The sequence below is a fragment of the Serratia sp. TSO36 genome (assembly GCF_057808395.1).
This window is the reverse complement of record NZ_JBJZOU010000012.1, coordinates 364,633-387,576: the sequence shown is the minus strand read 5'-3', so window position 1 is coordinate 387,576 and position 22,944 is coordinate 364,633. Positions and strand designations below refer to the sequence as shown.

At 61.8% G+C, this 22,944-nt stretch carries 19 protein-coding genes; 11 read left to right on the top strand and 8 right to left on the bottom strand.

What is annotated here, in order from left to right; all coding sequences use genetic code 11:
• The first annotated feature begins 174 nt into the window (after positions 1-174).
• Positions 175-1,566 carry an L-cystine transporter gene (locus tag ACK3CV_RS11265; protein ID WP_033653910.1) on the top strand — a complete coding sequence of 464 codons (1,392 nt, stop codon included), beginning with the start codon at positions 175-177 and terminating at the stop codon, positions 1,564-1,566.
• Positions 1,567-1,629: 63 nt separating this feature from the next.
• On the opposite strand, the gene phnX is transcribed toward ACK3CV_RS11265, so the two are convergent.
• Together phnX and phnW are read right to left on the bottom strand one after the other, a co-directional pair.
• Positions 1,630-2,439, bottom strand: coding sequence for a phosphonoacetaldehyde hydrolase (gene phnX, locus ACK3CV_RS11260; protein WP_033653909.1), 810 nt, complete (start codon positions 2,437-2,439; stop codon positions 1,630-1,632).
• Between the two features lie 9 nt (positions 2,440-2,448).
• Positions 2,449-3,552 (bottom strand): 2-aminoethylphosphonate--pyruvate transaminase, encoded by a 1,104-nt coding sequence (phnW, locus tag ACK3CV_RS11255; protein ID WP_048321507.1) that lies wholly within the window; start codon positions 3,550-3,552, stop codon positions 2,449-2,451.
• A 155-nt stretch (positions 3,553-3,707) separates the two neighbouring features.
• Between phnW and phnR the strand changes: the two genes are divergently transcribed.
• The 5 genes from phnR (at position 3,708) to ACK3CV_RS11230 (ending at position 8,417) form a co-directional block, all read left to right on the top strand.
• A complete protein-coding gene (gene phnR, locus ACK3CV_RS11250; RefSeq protein ID WP_033653907.1) occupies positions 3,708-4,427 on the top strand; it encodes a phosphonate utilization transcriptional regulator PhnR in 720 nt (239 codons plus the stop codon).
• 175 nt (positions 4,428-4,602) lie between these two features.
• Complete coding sequence (locus tag ACK3CV_RS11245) at positions 4,603-5,613, top strand: 2-aminoethylphosphonate ABC transporter substrate-binding protein (protein WP_101426835.1); 1,011 nt, start codon at positions 4,603-4,605, stop codon at positions 5,611-5,613.
• A 2-nt stretch (positions 5,614-5,615) separates the two neighbouring features.
• Positions 5,616-6,746, top strand: a complete 1,131-nt coding sequence (gene phnT / locus ACK3CV_RS11240) for a 2-aminoethylphosphonate ABC transport system ATP-binding subunit PhnT (RefSeq protein WP_424540212.1) — start codon at positions 5,616-5,618, stop codon at positions 6,744-6,746.
• Between the two features lies 1 nt (position 6,747).
• Positions 6,748-7,611, top strand: a complete 864-nt coding sequence (gene phnU, locus ACK3CV_RS11235) for a 2-aminoethylphosphonate ABC transporter permease subunit (protein WP_164141384.1) — start codon at positions 6,748-6,750, stop codon at positions 7,609-7,611.
• Positions 7,612-7,613: 2 nt separating this feature from the next.
• The gene (locus ACK3CV_RS11230) at positions 7,614-8,417 is read left to right on the top strand and encodes an ABC transporter permease (RefSeq protein WP_164141382.1); all 804 of its coding nucleotides are present in this window, start codon (positions 7,614-7,616) and stop codon (positions 8,415-8,417) included.
• Positions 8,418-8,463: 46 nt separating this feature from the next.
• On the opposite strand, the gene kdgR is transcribed toward ACK3CV_RS11230, so the two are convergent.
• Positions 8,464-9,255, bottom strand: a complete 792-nt coding sequence (gene kdgR / locus ACK3CV_RS11225) for a DNA-binding transcriptional regulator KdgR (protein ID WP_033638294.1) — start codon at positions 9,253-9,255, stop codon at positions 8,464-8,466.
• Between the two features lie 231 nt (positions 9,256-9,486).
• Here kdgR and ACK3CV_RS11220 point away from each other — a divergent pair, with 231 nt between their 5' ends.
• Complete coding sequence (locus ACK3CV_RS11220; RefSeq protein WP_164141380.1) at positions 9,487-10,881, top strand: MFS transporter; 1,395 nt, start codon at positions 9,487-9,489, stop codon at positions 10,879-10,881.
• 100 nt (positions 10,882-10,981) lie between these two features.
• On the opposite strand, the gene ACK3CV_RS11215 is transcribed toward ACK3CV_RS11220, so the two are convergent.
• From ACK3CV_RS11215 to ACK3CV_RS11195, 5 genes are all read right to left on the bottom strand, one after another.
• Positions 10,982-11,689, bottom strand: coding sequence for a hypothetical protein (locus ACK3CV_RS11215; protein WP_049196132.1), 708 nt, complete (start codon positions 11,687-11,689; stop codon positions 10,982-10,984).
• Positions 11,690-11,926: 237 nt separating this feature from the next.
• A complete protein-coding gene (gene htpX / locus ACK3CV_RS11210; RefSeq protein ID WP_033638291.1) occupies positions 11,927-12,805 on the bottom strand; it encodes a protease HtpX in 879 nt (292 codons plus the stop codon).
• A gap of 310 nt (positions 12,806-13,115) precedes the next feature.
• A complete protein-coding gene (gene prc, locus ACK3CV_RS11205; protein WP_033638289.1) occupies positions 13,116-15,164 on the bottom strand; it encodes a carboxy terminal-processing peptidase in 2,049 nt (682 codons plus the stop codon).
• A gap of 19 nt (positions 15,165-15,183) precedes the next feature.
• Positions 15,184-15,894 (bottom strand): RNA chaperone ProQ, encoded by a 711-nt coding sequence (gene proQ, locus ACK3CV_RS11200; RefSeq protein ID WP_033638287.1) that lies wholly within the window; start codon positions 15,892-15,894, stop codon positions 15,184-15,186.
• Positions 15,895-15,990: 96 nt separating this feature from the next.
• The gene (locus tag ACK3CV_RS11195; protein WP_033638286.1) at positions 15,991-16,488 is read right to left on the bottom strand and encodes a GAF domain-containing protein; all 498 of its coding nucleotides are present in this window, start codon (positions 16,486-16,488) and stop codon (positions 15,991-15,993) included.
• A gap of 255 nt (positions 16,489-16,743) precedes the next feature.
• Between ACK3CV_RS11195 and yebS the strand changes: the two genes are divergently transcribed.
• From yebS to ACK3CV_RS11175, 4 genes are all read left to right on the top strand, one after another.
• Positions 16,744-17,991 (top strand): membrane integrity lipid transport subunit YebS, encoded by a 1,248-nt coding sequence (gene yebS, locus ACK3CV_RS11190; RefSeq protein ID WP_033638760.1) that lies wholly within the window; start codon positions 16,744-16,746, stop codon positions 17,989-17,991.
• Complete coding sequence (locus ACK3CV_RS11185) at positions 17,960-20,590, top strand: PqiB family protein (RefSeq protein ID WP_033638759.1); 2,631 nt, start codon at positions 17,960-17,962, stop codon at positions 20,588-20,590. The genes yebS and ACK3CV_RS11185 overlap by 32 nt, the downstream gene beginning before the upstream one ends.
• A 101-nt stretch (positions 20,591-20,691) precedes the next feature.
• Positions 20,692-22,128: a 16S rRNA (cytosine(1407)-C(5))-methyltransferase RsmF gene (gene rsmF, locus ACK3CV_RS11180; protein WP_164038239.1), complete on the top strand. Its 1,437-nt coding sequence runs from the start codon at positions 20,692-20,694 to the stop codon at positions 22,126-22,128.
• A gap of 275 nt (positions 22,129-22,403) precedes the next feature.
• Positions 22,404-22,943: a Csu type fimbrial protein gene (locus tag ACK3CV_RS11175; protein WP_033638282.1), complete on the top strand. Its 540-nt coding sequence runs from the start codon at positions 22,404-22,406 to the stop codon at positions 22,941-22,943.
• Position 22,944: the final 1 nt, after the last annotated feature.

Sequence of the window (22,944 nt, the reverse complement as noted above, 5' to 3'; positions counted from 1 at the left end):
AATCCGCTCAACCAATCACCTTAATGTATATAAAACGAACAAAAACACACGAAAAGCTATATCAAATTCCATTTGGATATAAGTGGGCCACCCGGCAAACTGTTACGATATTTACATCGCGACATACGTGATGCGTAGTCGTTTTTATAAGAAAGATGATTGGAGACATTGGGGATGAATTTTCCGCTCGTGATTAACGTGCTGGTGTTTGTCGCGCTCCTGTTGCTGCTGGCGCAAACCCGCCACAAGCAATGGAGCCTGGCGAAAAAAGTGCTGGTCGGCCTGGTGGTCGGCGTGGTGTTCGGTCTGGGCCTGCAGCTGGTGTACGGCTCCGACAACCCGGTACTGAAAGAATCCATCAGCTGGTTCAACATCGTCGGCAACGGCTATGTGCAGCTGCTGCAAATGATCGTCATGCCGCTGGTGTTCGCCTCGATCCTGAGCGCGGTGGCCAAGCTGCATAACGCCTCTTCTCTGGGCAAAATCAGCGTCCTGACTATCGGCACGCTGCTGTTCACCACGCTGATCTCGGCGCTGGTGGGCGTACTGGTCACCAACCTGTTCGGCCTGACCGCCGAAGGCCTGGTGCAGGGCGCGCAGGAAAGCGCGCGCCTGACGGCAATCCAGACCAACTACGTGGGTAAACTGGCCGACCTGACCGTGCCGCAGATGGTGCTGTCGTTCATCCCGAAAAACCCGTTCGCCGATCTGACCGGCGCCAGCCCGACGTCGATCATCAGCGTGGTGATTTTCGCCACCTTCCTCGGCGTGGCGTCGCTGCAGCTGCTGAAAGACGACAAGCCGAAAGGCGAGCGCGTGCTGGTGGCTATCGACACCCTGCAAGCCTGGGTGATGAAGCTGGTGCGTCTGGTCATGAAACTGACGCCGTACGGCGTGCTGGCGCTGATGACCAAAGTGGTTGCCGGTTCCAACATTCACGACATCGTCAAGCTCGGCAGCTTCGTGGTGGCCTCGTACATCGGCCTGGGCATCATGTTCGTGGTTCACGCCGCCCTGCTGGCCTTCACCGGCGTTAATCCGCTGAAATTCTTCCGCAAGGTGTGGCCGGTGATCACCTTCGCCTTCACCAGCCGCTCCAGCGCCGCCAGCATTCCATTGAACGTGGAAGCGCAGACCCGTCGCCTGGGCGTGCCGGAATCCATCGCCAGCTTCTCGGCGTCGTTCGGCGCCACCATCGGCCAGAACGGCTGTGCAGGCCTCTACCCGGCAATGCTGGCGGTGATGGTTGCGCCGACCGTCGGCATCAACCCGCTGGATCCGGTGTGGATCGCCACCCTGGTCGGCATCGTCACCATCAGCTCCGCCGGTGTGGCGGGCGTGGGCGGCGGCGCCACCTTCGCCGCGCTGATCGTGCTGCCGGCGATGGGCCTGCCGGTAACGCTGGTCGCGCTGCTGATCTCGGTCGAACCGTTGATCGACATGGGCCGTACCGCGCTGAACGTCAACGGCTCCATGGCGGCGGGCACCATCACCAGCCAGCTGATGAAGCAAACCGACAAAACCGTGATGGACAGCGAAGACGAAGTCGAATTGGCTCACCGTTAACGCCGTCTCAAAACGAAAAAACCGGGGATTCTCCCCGGTTTTTTTATGCCCCGCGCCCGGTCGTTACGGCCGCTCGCCGTCCGCCAGCCGCCGGTTGATGTCGGCGATAACGCCCGGCAATTGCGCCAGCGTGTCTATCACATAATGTGCGCCCGCCGCATACAGCTTATCGGCGGCCGCCGTACGGCGCAGCTCGATCTCTGCCGCCGCCATTTGGCGGTACTCCTGCCAGGTCGCGCCAAACTCGTTGCCGGACAGCGCCAATCCGACGCTCCACATCCCGGCGTTCAGCCCTTCATGAATGCCCGGCACCGCGTCGTCCACCTTCACGCAGTGCGCCACCGCATCGATGCCCAGCGCGATGGCGTTCTGCAACGCCATCCACGGCCCCGGCCGCCCGCCGGCCGCGAGATCGTCAGTGGCGACCCAGTAATCCGGCGCGTAGCCGCGCTGCGCGGCGGCAGGCACCAGCACCTCCATCACCGCGCGCGGATAACCGGAGCAGGAGCCGATTTTAATGCCCTGTTCGCGCAGCCCGGCAATCACCTGTGGCACGCCCTCGATGGGATCGGCGAAGTCGATCACTTTGGCGATTTGCAGCGGCATAAACGCCTGATACAGCGCGTCGATGTCCTGGTGGCTCATCGAGCGGCCCAGCTTCTGCCGCCAGCGCGCGTCGACCGCCGGCAGCTTGCCCAGCGCCTCGATGTGCTGCCATTTGCCCAGCCCCATCGGAATGCGCGCCTCCGCCAGGCTGATGTCGATATCGAAGGTTTGTTTGAACGCCTCGACGAAAATCTGCGTTGGCGCAAAGGAGCCGAAGTCCACCGTGGTGCCGGCCCAGTCGAGGATCACTGCGTTGATCTGTTTCATGGTCAATCCTTATTGATTCCAGTACATCGCCTGCCCGACGGCCACCAGCAAACGTTCGATATCTTGCGGATAAATTTCCCCGATGTTGCCGATGCGGAAGCAGTCGCTCTGCGACACTTTGCCGGGATAGATCACAAACCCTTGCTGCTTCAGGCGCTGATAAAATTCGGCGAAGCGGTAAGTGTCGGCCTTTGGCGAATAGAATGCGGTGATGATCGGCGAATGCAACGCATCATCGAGCAGAGTCTCAAAGCCCAGCTCGCGCATGCCCGCCACCAGCCGCCGCTGATTGGTTTGATAGCGGTGGTGGCGCGCGGCAATGCCGCCCTCTTGTTCCAGCTCTTTCAGCGCCTGCGCGAAGGCCAGCACGGTGTGGGTCGGCGACGTAAAGCGCCATTTGCCGGCCTGGTCTTCCATACAGCGCCACTGGGCATACAGATCCAGCGACAGCGAGCGCGAGCGGCCGGCGCATTTCTCCAGTTCGCTGCGGCGGGCGATGACGAAAGCGAAGCCCGGCACGCCCTGAATGCATTTGTTGGCGGAGCTGATCAGAAAATCGATGCCCAGCCCGTCCACATCCAGCGGGATGCCGCCGAAGCTGCTCATGGCGTCGACGATAAAGGTCTTGCCGTTGCGCGCCGCCAGGCCGGCGACCTTCTGTAGCGGGTTGAGCATGCCGGTGGTGGTTTCGCAGTGCACCATGGCGATATGGCTGATGCGTGCATCGCTTTTCAGCACCGCCTCCATCGCTGTCACGTCCGGCTCATTGACCTCGCCGCAGTCGAAAGCGTGGTGGTCGATATCCATCAGCCGCGCCATTTCGATCATCCGCGCCCCATAGGCGCCGTTGTTGACGATCAGCAGCTTGTCCTGCGGGCCGATGGCCGTGCCCAGCACGCCCTCCACCGCAAAGCTGCCGCTGCCCTGCAGCAACACCGAGGTGTAACCGGCGGACGGCGTCGCCAGCGCCACCAGCTGCTGCCGGATGCTTTGCACCACGCCCAGGTTGTAATCTTCATCCCAGGTGCAGCTGTCGAACAGCATCGCCTCTTTTACCGTTTTCGACGTGGTCAACGGGCCGGGGGTCAACAGCAGGTAGTTTCGATCGGACATGTTATTCACCTATTTGGTCTATACCAGATTGCAGGCATTGTGGCGGCAAATTCCTTCCCTGGTCAAACGACAAAGCGCGGTGAAACAAAAAATTCATCTGGCTATGTATAATAAGCGCGTGCCGGAATGACGGGCCGATGCCATAGCGAGATGAAATGAAAGAACATCAGGGCGAAATGCCCCACTACCTGCAGATCAAGGATCAGCTTCAGGCGCGCATCACCCGCGGCGCGCTGCAGGCGGGCGATAAGCTGCCTTCGGAGCGCGAGCTGTGCGCCATCTTCTCCACCACCCGCGTTACCATTCGCGAGAGCCTGGCGCAGTTGGAGGCCACCGGCGCCATCTATCGCGCCGATCGCCGCGGCTGGTTCGTCACGCCGGAACGGCTGTGGCTGGATCCGACGCAGAACACCAACTTCCACCGCCTGTGCCAGGAACAGGGGCGCGCGCCGCGCACCGCGCTGCTGTCCGGCGAAAAAACCACGGTGCCGCTCGACGTGATGCAGCCGCTGGCGCTCGAACCCTTCGACCAGGTGTATCTGCTGCGCCGCGTGCGCTACGCCGACGGCCGCGCCATCTGTTATTGCGAAAACCACTGCCTGCCGCAGCGGGTGCCGGAACTGCTCAGCCACGATCTCAACGGCAGCCTGACCGAAGTCTATCAACAGCATTACGCGTTGATTTACAGCAACATGCACCTGTCGTTCTACCCGACGGCCCTGCCTTACCGCGCCGCCAACGCGCTCGGCGCCATGGTCGGCCTGCCCGCCTTATTGCTGCGCCGGTTGAATTACGACCAGCACGGCCGCATTCTTGATTTCGATATCGAGTACTGGCGCCACGACAGCCTGCGCATCGAAGTCGATACGCTTTAACCCCGCATGACAGGGGCTGCGCCCGCCGCCCCGCCTTTCTCCCCCACGCCCAATTCCCCGTTGCCGGCAAATATATTTTGCCGCTTTCATTTGTTTGTCATATTCGCCGATTAGCGTGACCGCATATCTGGTGTATACCAGTTACGCTTAAATCCGCAACAGTGAGGCTGAAGCTATGAAACTTTCTCGTCTGATCGTGATGACCGCCATCGCACTCGGCTCCGCGCCGGCCTGGGCCGCCGACGCGGTGGTGACCGTCTACTCCGCCGATGGTCTGCACGCCGGCGATCACAGCTGGTATCAAACCCAGTTCGACGCCTTCACTCAGGCAACCGGCATCAAGGTGCAGTACGTCGAAGGCGGTTCCGGCGCCATCGTAGAGCGGCTGTCGAAAGAGCGCAGCAACCCGCAGGCCGACGTGCTGGTGACGCCGCCGCCGTTCATCCAGCGCGCCGCCGCGGAAAAACTGCTGCAGGATTTCACCCCGCAGGATGCGGCGCAGATCGCCGAGGCTCAGCCGCAGTTCGTGCCGCTGGTAAACAACTACCTGAGCTTCATCTATAACGCCAAACTGTTGCCGCAGGCGCCCGCCAGCTATCAACAGCTGCTGGACGCGCAGTTCCGCAACAAGCTGCAGTACTCCACGCCGGGCCAGGCCGGTGACGGCACCGCAGTATTGCTGCAGGCGTTTCACAGCTTCGGTAGCAAAGACGCCGGTTTCGACTACCTCGGCAAGCTGCAAAGCAACAACGTCGGCCCTTCCGCTTCCACCGGCAAGCTGACCGCGCTGGTCAATAAAGGCGAGCTGTTGGTGGCCAACGGCGATCTGCAGATGAACCTGGCGCAGATGCGCAGCAACCCGAACGTGCAGGTGTTCTGGCCGGCCGGGCCGGACGGCAAGCGCAGCACGCTGGCGCTGCCTTACTATGTCGGCCTGGTGCAAGGCGCGCCGCAAAGCGCCAACGGCAAAAAGCTGATCGACTTCCTGCTGAGCAAAGAAGCGCAGAGCAGCGTTAGCGCCATGTCCTACGGCATGCCGGTGCGTAAGGACGTCATCCCGACCGACGATAACTTCAAGCGGTCGCAGGCGGCGCTGGAAGGCGTGGACATCTGGGCGCCGGACTGGAATCAGGTGGTAAGCAGCCTGTCCGCCGATATCTCACGCTGGCACAAGGTGACCGAATGACGCTGACAATGCCTTCTACCCTCTCTTCCCGCGCCGAGGCGCGGGATAACAGCCTCGACATCGCCGGGCCGTCGGGCATCCAACTCGACCGCGTCAGCGTGTCGTATCGCGGCACCGAAGTGCTGAAACCCCTGACGCTCACCATCGCCCCCGGCGAAGTGCTGGCGCTGATCGGCCCCTCCGGCTCGGGCAAAACCACCGTGCTGCGGGCGATCGCCGGTTTCGTGCAGCCTTCCGCCGGGCGTATTGCCATCGGTGACGTCGATGTCACCGACGTGCCGCCCTATGAGCGCGGTCTGGGCATGGTGGTACAGAACTACGCGCTGTTTCCGCATATGCGCGTCGAGGACAATGTGGCGTTCGGCCTGCGCGCCCAGGGCAAGCCGCGCGGCCTCACCGCCGAGCGCGTCGAGGAGGCGCTGGCCATCGTCGGCATGTCCGCCTACGCCAGGCGTTATCCCAGCCAGCTCTCCGGCGGCCAACAGCAGCGCGTGGCGATCGCCCGCGCCATCGCGGTGCGCCCCAAAGTCTTGCTGCTGGATGAACCGCTGTCGGCACTGGACGCGCAGATTCGCCACAGCATGGTGGAAGAGATCGCCCGCCTGCACCGCGAGCTGCCGGAGCTGACCATCCTGTACGTCACCCACGATCAGGGCGAAGCGCTGACGCTGGCGGACAAGATTGGCATCATGCGCGACGGCCACCTGATCGCCCACGGCGAGACCCGCGCACTGTACCGTCATCCCACAAACCGCTTCGCCGCCGAGTTCCTCGGCCGCGCCAACCTGCTGCCGGCCACCGCGCTGGAAACCACCGCCGGCCAAGGCATGACCACCGTCAGCTGCGCCGGAAAAGTGATCGGCTGTTTCACCTACGGCGCACAACGCGGCTTCGACAAACTGCTGTGCATTCGGCCGCAGCATATTGCGCTCGATGCCGATGCCCAGCGCAGCAACTGCATCATCGGCACGCTGCGCGATATTCACTGGCAGGGGGAGTTGACGCACCTGCAGTTCGACGCGCAAGGCCACCCGCTGCGCGTGGTCACCACCCATCAGAGCCGGATGCCGCAGATCGGCGAGCGCGTGCCACTCTATTTCGCCCCTGACGACGCGGTACTGATCGAGGACTGACATGGCCGACTCTACGCTTATTCGCCCGGCTCGGCGGCCGCGTTCTCCGCGCCGTTTATGGATCCTGCTGCCGCTGCTGGTGCTGGCGACGCTGTTTTTCTATCCGCTGGCGCTGATCGTCAAACAGGCGTTTACCGACGATCAGGGGCTGTTCAGCGCCGCCGCGCTGCAGCAGGTGTTCGAATCCCGACGCTTTGTCGGCGCCCTGCTCAACACGCTGCAGATTGCGCTGCTGGCGACGCTGGGCTGCCTGGTGCTCGGCACCCTGCTGTCGCTGCTGCTGGTGTTCACGCCGTTCCCCGGCAGCCGGCTGATCGCCTGGGTGATCGATACCTTTATCGCCATGCCGACCTTCCTGATCACCTTGGCCTTCACCTTTATCTACGGCTCCGCCGGCCTGCTGAACGGTACGCTGATGGCGGCCTTCGGTTTCACCCTGCCGCCGGTGGACTTTCTTTACTCCATCTGGGGCGTGATCCTGGCGGAAATCACCGTGTTTACGCCGCTGGTGATGCGTCCGCTGATGGCGGCGCTGTCGCAGATCGATCGCAGCCATCTCGAAGCCGCCAGCATCCTCGGCGCCCGTCCGGGGCGCGTGGTGCGCCAGGTGATTTTGCCCGCTGCGCTGCCGGCCTTGCTGGCCGGCGGCAGCCTGTGCCTGCTGTTGACCACCAATGAGTTCGGCATCGTGCTGTTTATTGGCGCCAAGGGCGTCACCACGCTGCCGATGATGGTCTACTCCAAAGCGATTCTGGAGTCGGATTACGCCGTCGCCTGCGCGATCGCCGTCGTGAATATCGCGCTGTCGCTCGGGCTGTTCTCCCTTTACCGCTACGCCGCGGCGCGCGCCGGGCTGAGGAACTGACGATGTTGATTTGGTCTCGCACCGGCCGCACCCTGACCTGCACGCTGGCGGTCACGCTGTTCGCGCTGTTCTTCTGCCTGCCGCTGGCGGTGATCCTGATGTCCAGCCTGAGCGAACAGTGGAACGGCGTGCTGCCGAGCGGTTTCACCCTCAGCCACTTCCGCCAGGCCTTTGGCGGCGCCTCCTGGGACGCGCTGGTCGCCAGCCTGGCTATCGGTTTCAGCGCCAGCCTGTTCGCGCTGCTGTGCGGCACCTGGGCGGCGTTGGCGCTACGCCACCATCAGGGGCGCGGTCAGCGCCTGCTGAGCACGCTGTTCTTCATTCCCAGTGCGGTGCCTTCGGTGTCGATCGGTCTCGGGATGCTGGTGGCGTTCAGCCAGGGGCCGCTGCAGATGAACGGCACCTTCCTGATCGTGCCCGTCGCCCACTTCGTGCTGATTTCCGCCTTCACCTTCGGCAACGTGATGGCCGGGCTGGCCCGGCTGCCTGGCGACTACGAGAACGTCGCCGCCAGCCTGGGCGCTTCGCCGCTGTTCCGCCTGCGCCACGTCACCCTGCCGATGATCGCCCCCTATATGATCTCCGCCTTCGCCCTCAGCCTGTCGCTGTCGATGGGAGAGCTGGGCGCGACCATGATGATCTACCCGCCGAGCTGGGCGACGCTGCCGGTCACTATCTTCAGCCTGACCGATCGCGGCAGCATCGCCAATGGCGCGACGCTGACCATGATCCTGGTGGCGACCACGCTGTTGCTGATGTTAGTGCTGGAACGGATTTCGCAGCGGCTGACGCCGGGCGTGAAATAGCCACAAGGCGCTGCCATGGCAGCGCCTTGTTCATGGAAGCGAAGGGTCAGAACGGATAGTCGTAATAGCCCTGCTGTTCACTGATGCGCCGGGCGGCGACGTGCAACAGCGCCACATACTCCTCCCGCGCCGCTTCGGAAAAGCGCAGCGTCGGGAAAGAGAGGCTCAACCCGGCGATCGCCACCCCAAACCGATCGAATACCGGCACCGCGATACAACGGATCCCCACTTCCTGCTCTTCGGCATCTTCGCCGTATCCCTGCTCACGCACCCGCTCCAGCACCGGCAGCAGTTCGGCGGCGCTGGTCAGGGTATGCTCGGTGCTGCGGGTAAATTCAATCTGCGACAGGATCTGCGCCACCTCATCCCCATCGCGCCAGGCCAGCAGCACTTTACCGATGGCGGTGCTGTGCAGCGGGTTGCGGCGACCGATGCGCGAATACATGCGCAGGTTGTACATCGCGTCGATCTTGTGGATATAGACGATACCGTCCTCATCCAGGGCGCCAAGGTGGATGGTTTCGCGGGTGCGGTTCGACAGTTCGCGCATCTGCACGTCGGCGCTGCGGATCAGATCGACGTTCTGCAACGATTTGGCGCCCAGCTCGAACAGCTTGAGCGTCAGCGCATATTTTTCCGTCTCGCCTTCCTGCGAAACGTAGCCCAGCGCTTTCATGGTCTGCAGAAAACGGTAGACGGTGCTTTTGGACATCATCACCCGCTGGGACAGTTCAGTAATGCCAATCTCGCGCTCATCGCCGAGCGCCTGCAAAATACCGAACACTTTCATCACGGATGAGACGGCATCTGGTTGCTTGTCTGAATCTGCGTTAGCCATGGCGAATACCCTACTTAACGGTTCTGTTTCAGGAAATTTAAACAAGGGTTTCAGTATAATCGGAACAGATCGCGACGCGCAACGCAGTTGAACGCTAAGCGATTGAAGCCAAATGGATAACCGCCGGCCCGCTCACCGCCGTTTACAATTCAGCGGACAAGGGGCATGCAATCACGGGCGAATATGATTAGCATGATAATATTCCCCTGAATAAATACCGCTGAGACCAACATGCGTCCTTGTTCCGACGGCCTCCCCGTCCCGCAACGCTATGGGGCGATCCTCGCCATCGCCCTCGGCATTACCGTATCCGTGCTCGACGGCGCGATAGCCAACGTGGCGCTGCCCACCATCGCGCGCGATCTCAACGCCAGCCCGGCCAGCTCCATTTGGGTGGTTAACGCCTATCAGTTGGCGATCACCGTCTCTCTGCTGTCGCTGGCGTCGCTCGGCGATCTGATCGGTTATCGCCGCATCTATCAGGCCGGGCTGCTGGTGTTCAGCATTACCTCGCTGTTCTGCGCCCTGTCCGACTCGCTGCTCACGCTGACCATCGCCCGCGTGCTGCAAGGCTTTGGCGCCGCCGCCATCATGAGCGTCAACACCGCGCTGATCCGCATCATCTATCCGCAGCGTTTTCTCGGCCGCGGCATGGGCATCAACTCGCTGATCGTCGCCTGCTCCTCGGCGGCCGGGCCAACGGTGGCGGCGGCGATCCTGTCGGTCGCGTCCTGGCAGTGGCTGTTCGCCATTAACCTGCCGATCGGCCTCGTCGCGCTGCTGCTGGGCATGAAGTTTCTGCCGGCCAACGGCCAAAAAAGCGATAACCGCCGTTTCGATCCCACCAGCGCCGTGCTGAACGCGCTGACCTTCGGCCTGCTGATCACCGCCATCAGCGGCTTCGCCCAGGGCCAAAGCCTGACGCTGATCTTCAGCGAGATCGCCGCGCTGCTGGCGATTGGCGCGGTGTTCGTGCGCCGCCAGCTGCGCCAGGAATTTCCGCTGCTGCCGGTCGACCTGCTGCGCATCCCGATTTTCGCCCTGTCGATGGGCACCTCAATCTGCTCGTTCGCCGCGCAGATGCTGGCGATGGTATCGCTGCCGTTCTTCCTGCAAAGCGCGTTGGGCCGCGACGAGGTGGCGACCGGGCTGCTGCTGACGCCGTGGCCGCTGGCGATCGTCGTCATGGCGCCGATCGCCGGCCGGCTGGTGGAGCGCGTGCACGCCGGCCTGCTGGGCTGCATTGGGCTGGCGGTGTTCGCGCTCGGGCTGTTTTCGCTGGCGCTGCTGCCCGCGGACCCGTCGAATGGGGACATCATCTGGCGCATGGTGCTGTGCGGCGCCGGCTTCGGCCTGTTCCAGTCGCCCAACAACCACACCATCATCTCCGCCGCGCCGCGCAACCGCAGCGGCGGCGCCAGCGGCATGCTGGGTACCGCCCGGCTGCTGGGGCAAACCTCGGGCGCCGCGCTGGTGGCGCTGATGTTCAACCTGTTCCCCACCTCCGGCACCCACGCTTCGCTGCTCCTGGCAGGAATATTCGCCACTCTGGCGGCGGCGGTCAGCAGCCTGCGCATCACCCAATCGACGGCGCAAACGGCGCAGCCAAGCCGCGAGGTGAAATAGCGGCCATAGAAACAGCCGAAACCCCATCGATTCTAAAGCCGGCGGTTCCAGCAATGCGGCCGGCCTGAATCACGCCGCGCCAAGTGTGATACGCTTGGCGTCAGTCGCCGCTCCTCAACGGGCTGCGGCCTTGTTGCAAACACGCTAAATAGGCATCGTCATCCGGATACCAGCCAACAATGTGTTGGCCGTCGTTATCCTCCCCCTCAAAGGCCTTCAGCAGGTCTGAAGCGAACATGCGCGTGATCGGTTCAGCGGACTGCGCGCTGTCGATTCGACAGTCGCAGCGCGTCTCTCCGTCAACCTGAACGAAGTTCTGCAATGAGGCGAGACATCGCGCGTCGAGATCGCCATGTACATGGATAAATTCCCCCGTTTCTACCAGGGTGAGCACGGCCAGATTTCCCCCCACCACAAACGCGCCGTCGTTTCCAGAGCTGCAATAGGCATGGCGTATGCGGGCATCGTCACGCACGAGCAGCTCGCCCAAACAAATCAGCGTATCCGACTGCAGCCGCCCCAGCACAATGATGCCGCCATCCTCCCGCTGGGGTGACACCGCCATGCACCCCTCTACGATCAAATCTCCTTCTACGACCAGATAATCGTAATCGTGCCTGTCGTTCTCGTCTGGGAAAAACGATGGGAGGTGCAGGTCGCCTGAATGCCAGCGTATAGCTGGCTGTTCAGAATCGTAACCGTTCCGGTTTAACAACTCCGCAGACGCATCGGCGACGCCGCCCGCCAATATGGTAAGGCGCGCCAGCGCCTCATCACAGCCGAGCAAGGGAAGAGCGTTGATTTTCATAGGGCCTCAGGGACAGACGTTATGGTGCCAAAGCATATAGCATGAGCTTCCCAAACCAAGCAAGCGAAGGCGTCAGGCATGGTAGCCTGCAGCGGCTAGCGTACCGCGAGAGGCGGAAAGGCCGTATTCAAATCGCTAAATCTGACGCTTGAATCAGCATCCTCCACCTGAAAAAGCGATTTCGTCATGCCATAAAAAAACCCCGGCGAGCCGGGGTTTTTCCTTTCATTCAGCCGATTACTTCAGGTACTGGCCGGAACGCAGCGCTTCGATGCGCTTGTCGAGCGGTGGGTGCGACATGAACAGCTCGCTGAACGACTTGGATTTGCCGTTGATGCAGAACGCCATCATGCTGCCCGCTTCCTGCGGCTCGTAGCTGGTTTTCAGGCGCTGCAAGGCGGCGATCATCTTCTCGCGGCCCACCAGCTTGGCGGAGCCGGCGTCGGCGTAGAACTCGCGGTGACGCGAGAACCACATGGTGATGATGCTTGCCAGGATGCCGAACACCAGTTCCAGCACCATCGACACCGCGAAGTAAATCATCGGGTTGCCGTTGCCTTCCCCTTCACCATCGCGGTTGCCCAGGAAGCCGGCGGCGACCTGCGCGATCAGGCGCGAAATGAAGATGACGAAGGTGTTCACGATGCCCTGAATCAGGGTCATGGTCACCATATCGCCGTTGGCGACGTGGCTGATTTCGTGCGCGATGACCGCTTCCGCTTCGTCGCGGCTCATGCTCTGCAGCAGGCCGGTGCTGACGGCGACCAGCGAGGCGTCGCGGCGTGCGCCGGTGGCGAAGGCGTTGATGTCCGGCGCGTGGTAGATAGCGACCTGCGGCATGGCGATGCCCGCCTGCTGCGACTGACGGCGCACCGTTTCCAGCAGCCAGTTTTCGGTTTCGTTACGCGGTTGTTCAATCACTTCCCCGCCGACGGAGCGCAGCGCCATCCACTTGGACATCAGCAACGACACGAAAGCGCCGCCGAAGCCGAACAGACCGGCCATGATCATCAGGCCCTGAACGCTACTGGATTGGATTCCTGTCAGGCTGAGCACCAGCCCGAAAACCAACATCACCGCCAGGTTGGTGAGCAGGAACAGAGCTATACGCATCATAAAATGTTTACTTCCTCATAAATGTTAACAAAACGCTGTCGAAGATACCCTAGATCGTATGGGCATTCGTCACAGTTTCAAGAGTCGCGCGTCATTAACCTACTAAAAATACGAAACTTTACAAAAACGGCGCGCGACCGGGATTTGGCAAATTGTAAACGATTGTTGCGTAAGGCGGAGGGGTTTTTTGCCATAAATTTGTCAGGCGACGCATAAGCCCGCCCCCATTCCCCCTGCAGGGAAGCAGGCCTTCGCGTCACCATAAAAAAACGCACCCGAGGGTGCGTTTTTCATCCTGCCGGACGCGGCCTTATTTGGCCGGCGTTGGCTGCTGAGCGGGCCGATCTTTTTCCAGATGAGCCAGCTCCAGCGCGATATGCACGGTTTCATCCAGGTACGGATCCGGTTCCTGGTAATCCTTCGGCAAATCGTCGAGCGATTTCAGCGGCTTCTTGCCCGCACGTTCCAGGCGCTCGTTGATGCGTTTCAGACGGGTCGCATCGTCGTCGTGGTTCTCTTTCTCGCGCACCGCCAGATTGAGGGACACGATGTTGCGTTTATCCTTCAGCGCCTTGTAATGCGCGATATCCTGCGCGATGTACTGGAACTCCGGATTCTGCGCGATGCGCTGCTGGTGATCTTTCAGCAGCTCCGGCTCGAACGGCGCCATATCGCCGGTCTTGCTGTAGGTCGCCGCATTGATGCTGTCCCACGGCATGGCGTTGTCTTCAAACGCTTCGCCGGTTTCCGCCGGATCGACGCCGGTCGGCATCAGAATGTCCGGGGTCACCCCTTTGCGCTGGGTGCTGCCGCCGTTGACGCGGTAGAACTTCTGAATGGTGTACTGCACCGACCCCAGCGCCGGCCACTCAGGGCGCAGCATCTGATCGTAGATGCGGTTCAGCGAACGGTACTGCTGCACGGTGCCTTTACCGAAGGTCGGCTCGCCGACGATCAGCGCGCGGCCGTAATCCTGCATCGCCGCCGCGAAGATCTCGGAGGCGGAGGCGCTGAAGCGATCGACCAGCACCACCAGCGGGCCTTTGTAGTAGGTCACGCCGTCGGTGTCGGCGTCTTCACGCACTTTGCCGTTGTTGTCGCGCACCTGCACCACCGGGCCGCTCGGAATGAACAGGCCGGACAGCGATACCGCTTCGGTCAGCGCGCCGCCGCCGTTGGTGCGCAGATCGATGATCACGCTCTTGACGTTCTGCTTGGCCATCTTCTGCAGCTGCACTTTCACGTCATCGGTCAGACCGACGTAGAAGCCGGGGATGTCGAACACCGCCACCTTCTCTTTGCCGACGGTCTTGATGGTCATTTTCACCGCGCGGTCTTCCAGGCGGATGCGCTCGCGGGTCAGGGTGACCACGCGGGTTTTGGTGCCCTTGCCGGCCGGCAGGATCTCCAGGCGCACCTTGCTGCCTTTCGGCCCTTTGATCAACGACACCACGTCGTCCAGGCGCCAGCCGATCACGTCCACCATCGGTTTGCCGGCCTGGCCGACGCCGACGATGCGATCGCCCACGGTGATCGCCTTGCTCTTCGCCGCCGGGCCGCCCGGCACCATCGAGTTGATCAGGGTGTAGTCGTCATCCATCTGCAGCACCGCGCCGATGCCTTCCAGCGACAGGCTCATTTCGGTGTTGAACTGCTCGGTGTTGCGCGGAGACAGATAGTTGGTGTGCGGGTCGATTTCATGCGCAAAGGCATTCATCGCCAGCTGGAAGACGTCTTCGCTGTTGCTTTGCGTCAGGCGCTTGATGGCGAACTGATAGCGCTTGGTCAGCGTGTCGCGGATTTCTTTGTCGGTCTTGCCGGTCAGCTTGAGGTTCAGCTCGTCATAGGTGACTTTCGCATCCCACAGGCTATCCAGCTCGGCCTTGTCTTTCGGCCACGGCGCTTTGCTGCGGTCGAGATCGATAGTGCCGTTGCCGGTGAAGTTCATCGGCTTGTCCAGCAACGACAACGCATAGGTGTAACGCTCAAAGCGGCGTTTCTGCGCCAGATTGAACAGCGCGTAGAAGGTGTCCAGCTTGCCGGTTTTCAGCTCTTCGCCAACCTGATTGCGTTTGCCGGCGAACTGCGCCACGTCGGAGGCCAGCAACACGTTATGGCTGTAGTCCAGCATGTTCAGGTAGCGATCGAAGATCTTGCCTGAAAACTCCGCGTCGAGGGCAAACTGGCGGTAATGAGAGCGAGTGAAGCGCGAGGTCACGCGCTCACTCACCGTAGCGTGCTGAGGTTCCTGTTGCAGTTGAGGCAGTTGGCCGATGCGGATGTTGGCTGTTTCCGCGCCGTAACTGACACCCGCCCACAGCAGCCCTGCAATCGCTGTTAATCTGACGAATTTGTTCATGCCTGGGTTGGCCTCCGTATCAGAACTGCAAGTGTTCTGCGCGCACAATCATCGCCAGACCGGAAGAGAGCTGCACACGTACGCCATCTTTAGCGATTTCGAGTACGGTAGCATCCATCGCGCTCTTGCCTGCTCTGACTTTGATTTCCTGGCCAATTTGCAGTTTAGAGATATCCGTGACTGGCGCATAACGCGGCTGGTTTTCCTCTTTTGCTGCACGAGGTTGACGAGCTGGCTGTGGGCGAGTTTGTGGGCGCGGCTTGCGGTTCTCCGGCGCGGCTCCGCCTTCGCGACGTGCAGCGGGCTTTTTACCGGCTGGGCGCGGACGGCGTGGCGCGGCATCGGCGGATTCACCGGCGGCTTCACGTTTTTTGGCGTTTTGTTCGGCACGCTGTGCCTGAACGCGCGCTTTGGCTTCTTCAAGCTGCTGGCGAGCATGATCGACATGCTGCTGCTCCAGTTCACCGCACGGATTGCCGTCCAGATCGACGCGCTGCGCGCCGACTTTGACGCCGTACAGGTAACGCCAGCTTGAGGTGTACAGGCGCAGGGCAGAACGCAATTGCGTTTTGCTGAGATTCTCTTCCCCCTGCACGCGCTCTACCAAATCCTGAAAAATACCGATTTTCAGCGGACGAGCTTCGCCTTCGGCGCTAAAGCAGAGCGGAAAACGCTCGGCAAGAAAAGCAATGACTTCTTTACTAGAGTTCAACTTAGGTTGATTTTCCATGAAATTTCCTGATTACAACGGTATTGCCAACAAGCCACAGGCATGAACAGGCGTCATTATAATGACGCCATCGGTAATTGCCACGTTAACCGTCGATCAACTTGCCGCCACAGTCACATATTTCGCACTGTCGCACTGTTCCAGTTGCTCACAAAGCCCCGCCACCACGGCTTTCAAGCCCGCTTCGTCCTGTTCGTCGAAGCGTTGATAAACCGTGCTGTCGATATCCAAAACGCCGATCGCTCGGCCGCCAACCGCCAGCGGCAGCACGATTTCCGCGTTGCTGGCCGCATCGCAGGCGATATGGCCCGGGAACGCATGCACGTCGCCGACGCGCTGCACGCGATTTTCCGCCACCGCCGTGCCGCACACGCCCTTGCCCACCGGAATACGCACGCAGGCGATCTTGCCCTGGAACGGCCCCAGCACCAGCTGGCCGCCATCCATCAGATAGAAACCGACCCAGTTCACATCATCCAGACGCTCGTTGAGCAACGCGCTGGCGTTGGACAACGCCGCGATAAAGTTGGTTTCCCCGCCGAGCAACGCGCTCAGGTCACGTTTTAATTCCGCGTAGAATTGTTCTTTTGTCATGTGATAACCATTGAAACAGTGAAGATGGCCAGAAGCCCAAAGCTTAGGCCCTATAAAATAAGCATTAAATGCGTATAGCCACAAGGTTAATCATCTGTTGCTTCACAAAACCCTGTCGCTCGGGGTATGTTTGCCGCTCAGAATCCCGGTTTACCTCGTTTTACCGTCCGGCGCCCGATCGCCAGTGACGCGGCCGGTTTATTTTTCAGCTACGCTGACAGTTCCGGCGGGCTCAAGGGCAGCGACTTGTCAAAGATGAAAATACACGCGATCACCGCCCCCCTTTCCAAAGCGCGCCACCAGCGCTGCTGCGAGTGCGATCTGCTGTTCGTGCTGCCGCCGCTCAGCGGCAACCAGGCCGCCTATTGCCCGCGCTGCAACGCCAAGGTAGTGAACGGCCGCGACTGGTCGATGACGCGCCTGACCGCCATGGCGATCGCCATGCTGCTGCTGATGCCGTTCGCCTTCACCGAACCGCTGATCAGCATCCGCCTGCTCGGCACGCGCATCGACGCCAGTTTGCTGGAAGGCATCTGGCAGATGAGCCGTCAGGGCGACCCGCTTACCGCCAGCATGGTGGCGTTCTGCACCATCGGCGCCCCGCTGACGCTGGCGCTGTCGTTGCTGTACCTGCGCTTCGGCCACGCGCTCGGCATGAACCTGCGGCCGGTGCTGCTGATGCTGGAGCGGCTGAAAGAGTGGGTGATGCTGGACATCTATCTGATCGGCATGGCGGTGGCGGCGATCAAGGTGCAGGATTACGCCGACATCCAGGCGGGCAGCGCGCTGATCGCCTACCTGTCGCTCACCCTGCTCAGCATCCTGACGCTGATCCACGCCAACCTGGAGCAGCTGTGGGAGCGCTACTATCCGCAGGAACAGCCGAAAGGCCCGCCGGCGGCGCTGCACATTTGCCTCTCCTGCCACTATACCGGCTACCCCGACGCGCGCGGCCGCTGCCCGCGCTGCCACGTGCCGATGTGCCACCGCCAGCCTTACAGCCTGCAGAAAACCTGGGCGGCGCTGATCGCGGCGATGATCCTGTTGATACCGGCCAACCTGCTGCCGATTTCCATCATTTACGCCAACGGCGTGCGCCTCGAAGACACCATATTCTCCGGCGTGGTCTCGCTGGCCACCTCCGGCAACGTGCCGATCGCCGCCATTGTGTTCATCGCCAGCGTGCTGGTGCCCTTTACCAAAGTGATCGTGCTGATCACGCTGTTGTTCAGCATTCACTTCAAAACCTCGCACAGCCTGAAGACGCGCATTCGTCTGCTGCGTCTGGTCGCCTGGATCGGCCGCTGGTCGATGCTCGATCTGTTCGTTATCGCCTTGATGATGTCGCTGGTAAACCGCGACCAGCTGTTATCTTTTACTATGGGACCGGCCGCGTTTTACTTTGGCTCGGCGGTCATTTTGACTATTCTTGCCGTTGAGTGGCTGGATAGCCGATTGATTTGGGATGCACATGCAACAGGAAACGCCGACTACACCGACTGAAGCGCGGGTCAAGAACAAGCGCCGCATTTCACCGTTCTGGTTACTGCCGTTCATCGCCCTGCTGATCGCCGGGTGGCTGGTCTATAACAATGTCCAGGAGCGCGGCACCACCGTCACCATCGATTTCCAATCGGCGGCGGGCATCGTCGCCGGCCGCACGCCGGTGCGCTATCAGGGCGTAGAGGTCGGCACGGTGCAGAAAATCAGCCTGAGCAAAGATTTGCGCAGCATCGTGGTGGAAGCCAGCATCAAAAGCGATCTGGAAGACTCGCTGCGCGAAGGCACCCAGTTCTGGCTGGTGACGCCTAAAGCCTCGCTGGCCGGGGTCTCCGGGCTAGATGCGCTGGTCGGCGGCAACTATATCGGCATGATGCCCGGCAGCGGCAAGGAGCAAACCCACTTCACCGCGCTCGATACCCAGCCGAAATACCGCCTGAACACCGGCGAGCTGATGATCCACCTGCACGCCGACGATCTCGGCTCGCTCAACAGCGGCTCGCTGGTCTACTACCGTAAAATCCCGGTCGGCAAGGTGTATGACTACACCATCAGCGAAGGCAACAAGGGCGTGACCATCGACGTACTGATCGACCGCCGTTTCGCCAACCTGGTGAAGAGCAACAGCCGCTTCTGGAATGTCTCCGGTTTCAAGGGCGATTTCAGCCTGTCCGGCGCGACGGTGCAAATGGAGAGCCTGGCGGCGCTGGTCAACGGCGCCATCGCCTTCGATTCGCCGGCCGATGGCCAGCAGGCCAAGGGCGATCAGAGCTATACCCTGTATCCGGATCTGGCCCACAGCCAGCGCGGCGTCAATATCCTGTTGGATCTGCCGAGCGGCAACAGCCTGAGTGAAAACCGCACGCCGCTGATGTACCAGGGGCTGCAGGTCGGCACCCTGACCAAGCTGACGTTGCAACAGGACAGCAAAGTGGTCGGTGAACTGACCATCGATCCTTCGGTGGTCGATCTGATGCGCAGCGGCACCCGCATCGTGATGCGCAGCCCGCGCATCAGCCTCAACGACGCCAAGCTCAGCCAGCTGCTGACCGGCACCACGCTGGAGTTGGTGCCGGGCGAAGGTGAGCCGCAGCAGCGCTTCAACGTGCTGGACAGCAGCGAAACGCTGTTGCAGCAGCCTGGCGTGCTGACCGTCACGCTGAATGCGCCGCAAAGCTACGGCATCGACGTCGGGCAACCGCTGGTGGTGCACGGCGTGAAAGTCGGCCAGATCCTGAGCCGCACCCTGACCGCCGGCGGCGTGGTGTTCACCGCCGCCATCGACGCGCAGTACCGCGGCCTGCTGCACAAAGACAGCAAATTCGTGGTCAACAGCCGGCTCGACGTCAAGCTGGGCATCGACGGTATGGAAGTGCTCGGCGCCAGCGCTCAGGAATGGGTGGACGGCGGCGTGCGCATTATTCCAGGCAGCAAGGGGGAACCGGGCGGCCAATATCCGCTGTACGCCAACAGCGAAAAAGCCGAGGAAGGCATCGTCGGCAACGCCCCTTCCACCACCCTGACCCTCAGCGCCACCAGCCTGCCGGACGTGCAGGCCGGTTCGGTGGTGCTGTACCGCAAATTCCAGGTGGGCGAGATCGTCAACGTTCGGCCGAAGGCCAACGAGTTTGAGGTGGACGTCTACATCAGCCCGGAATACCGCAAGCTGCTGACCCGCGAAAGCATCTTTTGGGCCGAAGGCGGCGCCAAGGTGCAGCTCAACGGCAGCGGGCTGACAGTGCAGGCTTCGCCGCTTAACCGCGCGCTGAAAGGCGCCATCAGCTTCGACAACCTGCAGGGCGTGACGCTCAACAAGGGCGCCAACCGCGTGCTGTACGCCAGCGAAACCGCCGCCCGCGCGGTGGGCAGCCAAATCATGCTGCGAACCTACGACGCCAGCAAGCTGTCGGCGGGCATGCCGCTGCGCTACCTCGGTATCGACGTCGGCCAGGTGGAGTCGCTGCAGCTGGCGCCGGAGCGCAACGAAGTGTTGGCCAAAGCGGTGCTGTATCCGGAATATGTGCACACTTTCGCGCGCCTGGGCAGCCGCTTCTCGATCGTGTCGCCGGAGATCTCCGCCGCCGGCGTCAGCAATCTCGATACCCTGCTCCAGCCTTATATCAACGTGGAGCCGGGGCGCGGCCGCGAGCTGCGCACCTTCGAGCTGCAGCAGGCCAGCATCACCGACTCGCGCTATCTCGACGGCCTGAGCGTAGTGCTCGACGCCGCCGAAACCGGCTCGCTGCAGATCGGCACGCCGGTGCTGTTCCGCGGCGTAGAGGTCGGCACCATCACCGGCTTCTACCTTGGCGCCATGTCCGATCGGGTGCACGTCGCGCTGCGCATCAGCAAGAAATATCAGCATCTGGTGCGCAACAACAGCGTGTTCTGGCTGGCTTCGGGTTACAACCTGCAGTTCGGCCTGACCGGCGGCGTGATCAAGAGCGGCACCTTCCAGCAGTTCATCCGCGGCGGTATCGCCTTCGCCACGCCGCCGACCATTCCGCTGGCGCCGAAAGCCACGCCGAACAAACACTTCCTGCTGAATCCGGAAGAGCCTAAGGACTGGAAAACCTGGGGCACCGCCATTCCGCGCGATTAAATTTCGCATTTTCCTCAGGGCCTGGCATCGCCGGGCCCTGTTTTTTTCCGCTTTGTGATAAACTCTCGCCCTTATCTTTATTGCACCCTGAGAGTTCGCCCGTGGCCAAATCCACCGCCGTTTTTCTGCCCCCCGCTTTCCTTGATGCCACCCGCGCCATCATGCCCGCCGAGCTGGCGATGGACGATTTTATCGCCGCTTGCCAGCGCCCGCTGCGCCGCAGCCTGCGCGTCAATACGCTGAAAATCAGCGTCGCCGACTTCCTGGCGCTGGTGCAGGATTACGACTGGCGACTGGAGCCCATTCCCTGGTGCGCGGAAGGGTTCTGGATCGAGCGCGAGGATGAAGAGCTGCGCCTGGGCAGCGCCGCCGAACACCTGAGCGGCCTGTTCTACATTCAGGAAGCCAGTTCGATGCTGCCGGTCAGCGCGCTGTTCGCGGGCGGCGCGGCGCCGACTCGGGTGCTGGACGTGGCGGCGGCGCCGGGATCCAAAACCACCCAGATCGCCGCGCTGATGGGCAATCAGGGCGGCATCGTCGCCAACGAATACTCCGCCAGCCGGGTGAAAGTGCTGCACGCCAATATCAGCCGCTGCGGCGTGAAGAACACCGCGCTGACCCACTTCGACGGCCGGGTGTTCGGCGCCGCGCTGCCGGAGAGCTTCGACGCCATTCTGCTCGACGCCCCCTGCTCCGGCGAAGGCGTAGTGCGCAAGGATCCGGACGCCATGAGCAACTGGTCGCCGGAAAGCGTGGCCGAGATCGCCGCCACCCAGCGCGAGCTGATCGACAGCGCGTTTCATGCGCTGGCGCCGGGCGGCGTGATGGTGTACTCCACCTGCACGCTCAATGCGCAGGAAAACCAGCAGGTGGTGCGCTGGCTGCTGGACACCTACGGCGATGCGGTCAGCGTCGAGCCGCTGGGTGCGCTGTTCCCCGGCGCCGACAAGGCGCTGACCGCCGAAGGTTTCCTGCACGTCTTCCCGCAGATTTACGACAGCGAAGGCTTTTTCGTCGCCCGCCTGCGCAAACGGCGCGCCGTGGCGCCGTTGCCGAAGCCGACCTACAAAGTCGGTAAATTCCCGTTCAGCCCGCTGTCCGGCAAAGAAGCGGCGCAGGTCGCCCAAGCCGCCGCCGCATCCGGCTTAACCTGGGGCGATGACGGCCGGCTATGGGAGCGCGACAAAGAGATCTGGCTGTTCCCGGCCGAGCTGGAACCGCTGTTCGGCAAGGTGCGCTTCTCGCGCATCGGCCTCAAACTGGCGGAGCGTTTCCCTAAAGGTTTCCGTTGGCAGCACGAGGCGGCGATCGCGCTGGCCGGCACCGGCGGCAAAGTGCATTTCGAGCTGGACGCCGCGCTGGCGCAGGAGTGGTATCACGGCCGCGATCTCTACCCGGAACTGCCGCCGGCGGGCGATGAATGCATCGTCACCTACCAGGGGCAGCCGCTGGGCATCGCCAAGCGCATCGGCAGCCGTATCAAGAACAACCTGCCGCGCGAGCTGGTGCGCGACGGCGCGCTGGATTTCCACCTGTAAACGATACCGCGCCGGGGAATTAAACGCCCCGGCGATAAAATAACGCTAATAATATTCCCATCACCGTTCGTTATTATTCTAATCATTTCAATTTATCGGTATACCTCACCTGTAAGCCCCGTCAGCCGGGGGGATGGGAATAAAAAGTTTCTCGCTTTCATCAAGACAATTCCCGATTCTTATTCTATTAATTAAAGTGCAGCTAAATGAATACGTTCAACCCACCTCTGGGTGGCGTCTTTGCGGGCTTTCTCTCATACGGCAAGGAATATAAGATGAAAAAAACTCTGATGGCATTGACCTCGGTAGCAACCCTGCTGTGCGCCAACGGCGCGGCTAACGCAGCAGGCACCATTCAAGGCACGTTAGGCGTGACGCTGACCATCGGCGCCGGTTGCGTCGTGGGTGGCGGCAACAGCAGCGGTTCCGTCAACGACTTCGGCTCCATCAGCTTCGGCACTTACTCTTCACTGGCCAACATCATCGACGCCAGCGCCACCGGCGCAGGGGGGGCCGGTACGCTGTCATTGACCTGCACCACCGGCACAGACTACACGGTGGCGCTGGACAACGGGCTCCACGTCACTTCAGGCACCCAACGCCGCATGGCCAGCACCGCAGGCGCATTCATCAGCTATAACCTTTACCAGGATGCCGCGCGCACCACCGCCTGGGGCAGCGGCGCCAACGCGCTGACCGGCACCGGCACCGGCGCCGCCGTTCCGCTGATCGTGTATGGCCGCGTGCCGGCGGCCGGTTCTACCCCCGCGGCGGACACCTATAACGACACCGTCACGATGACGGTCACCTGGTAAC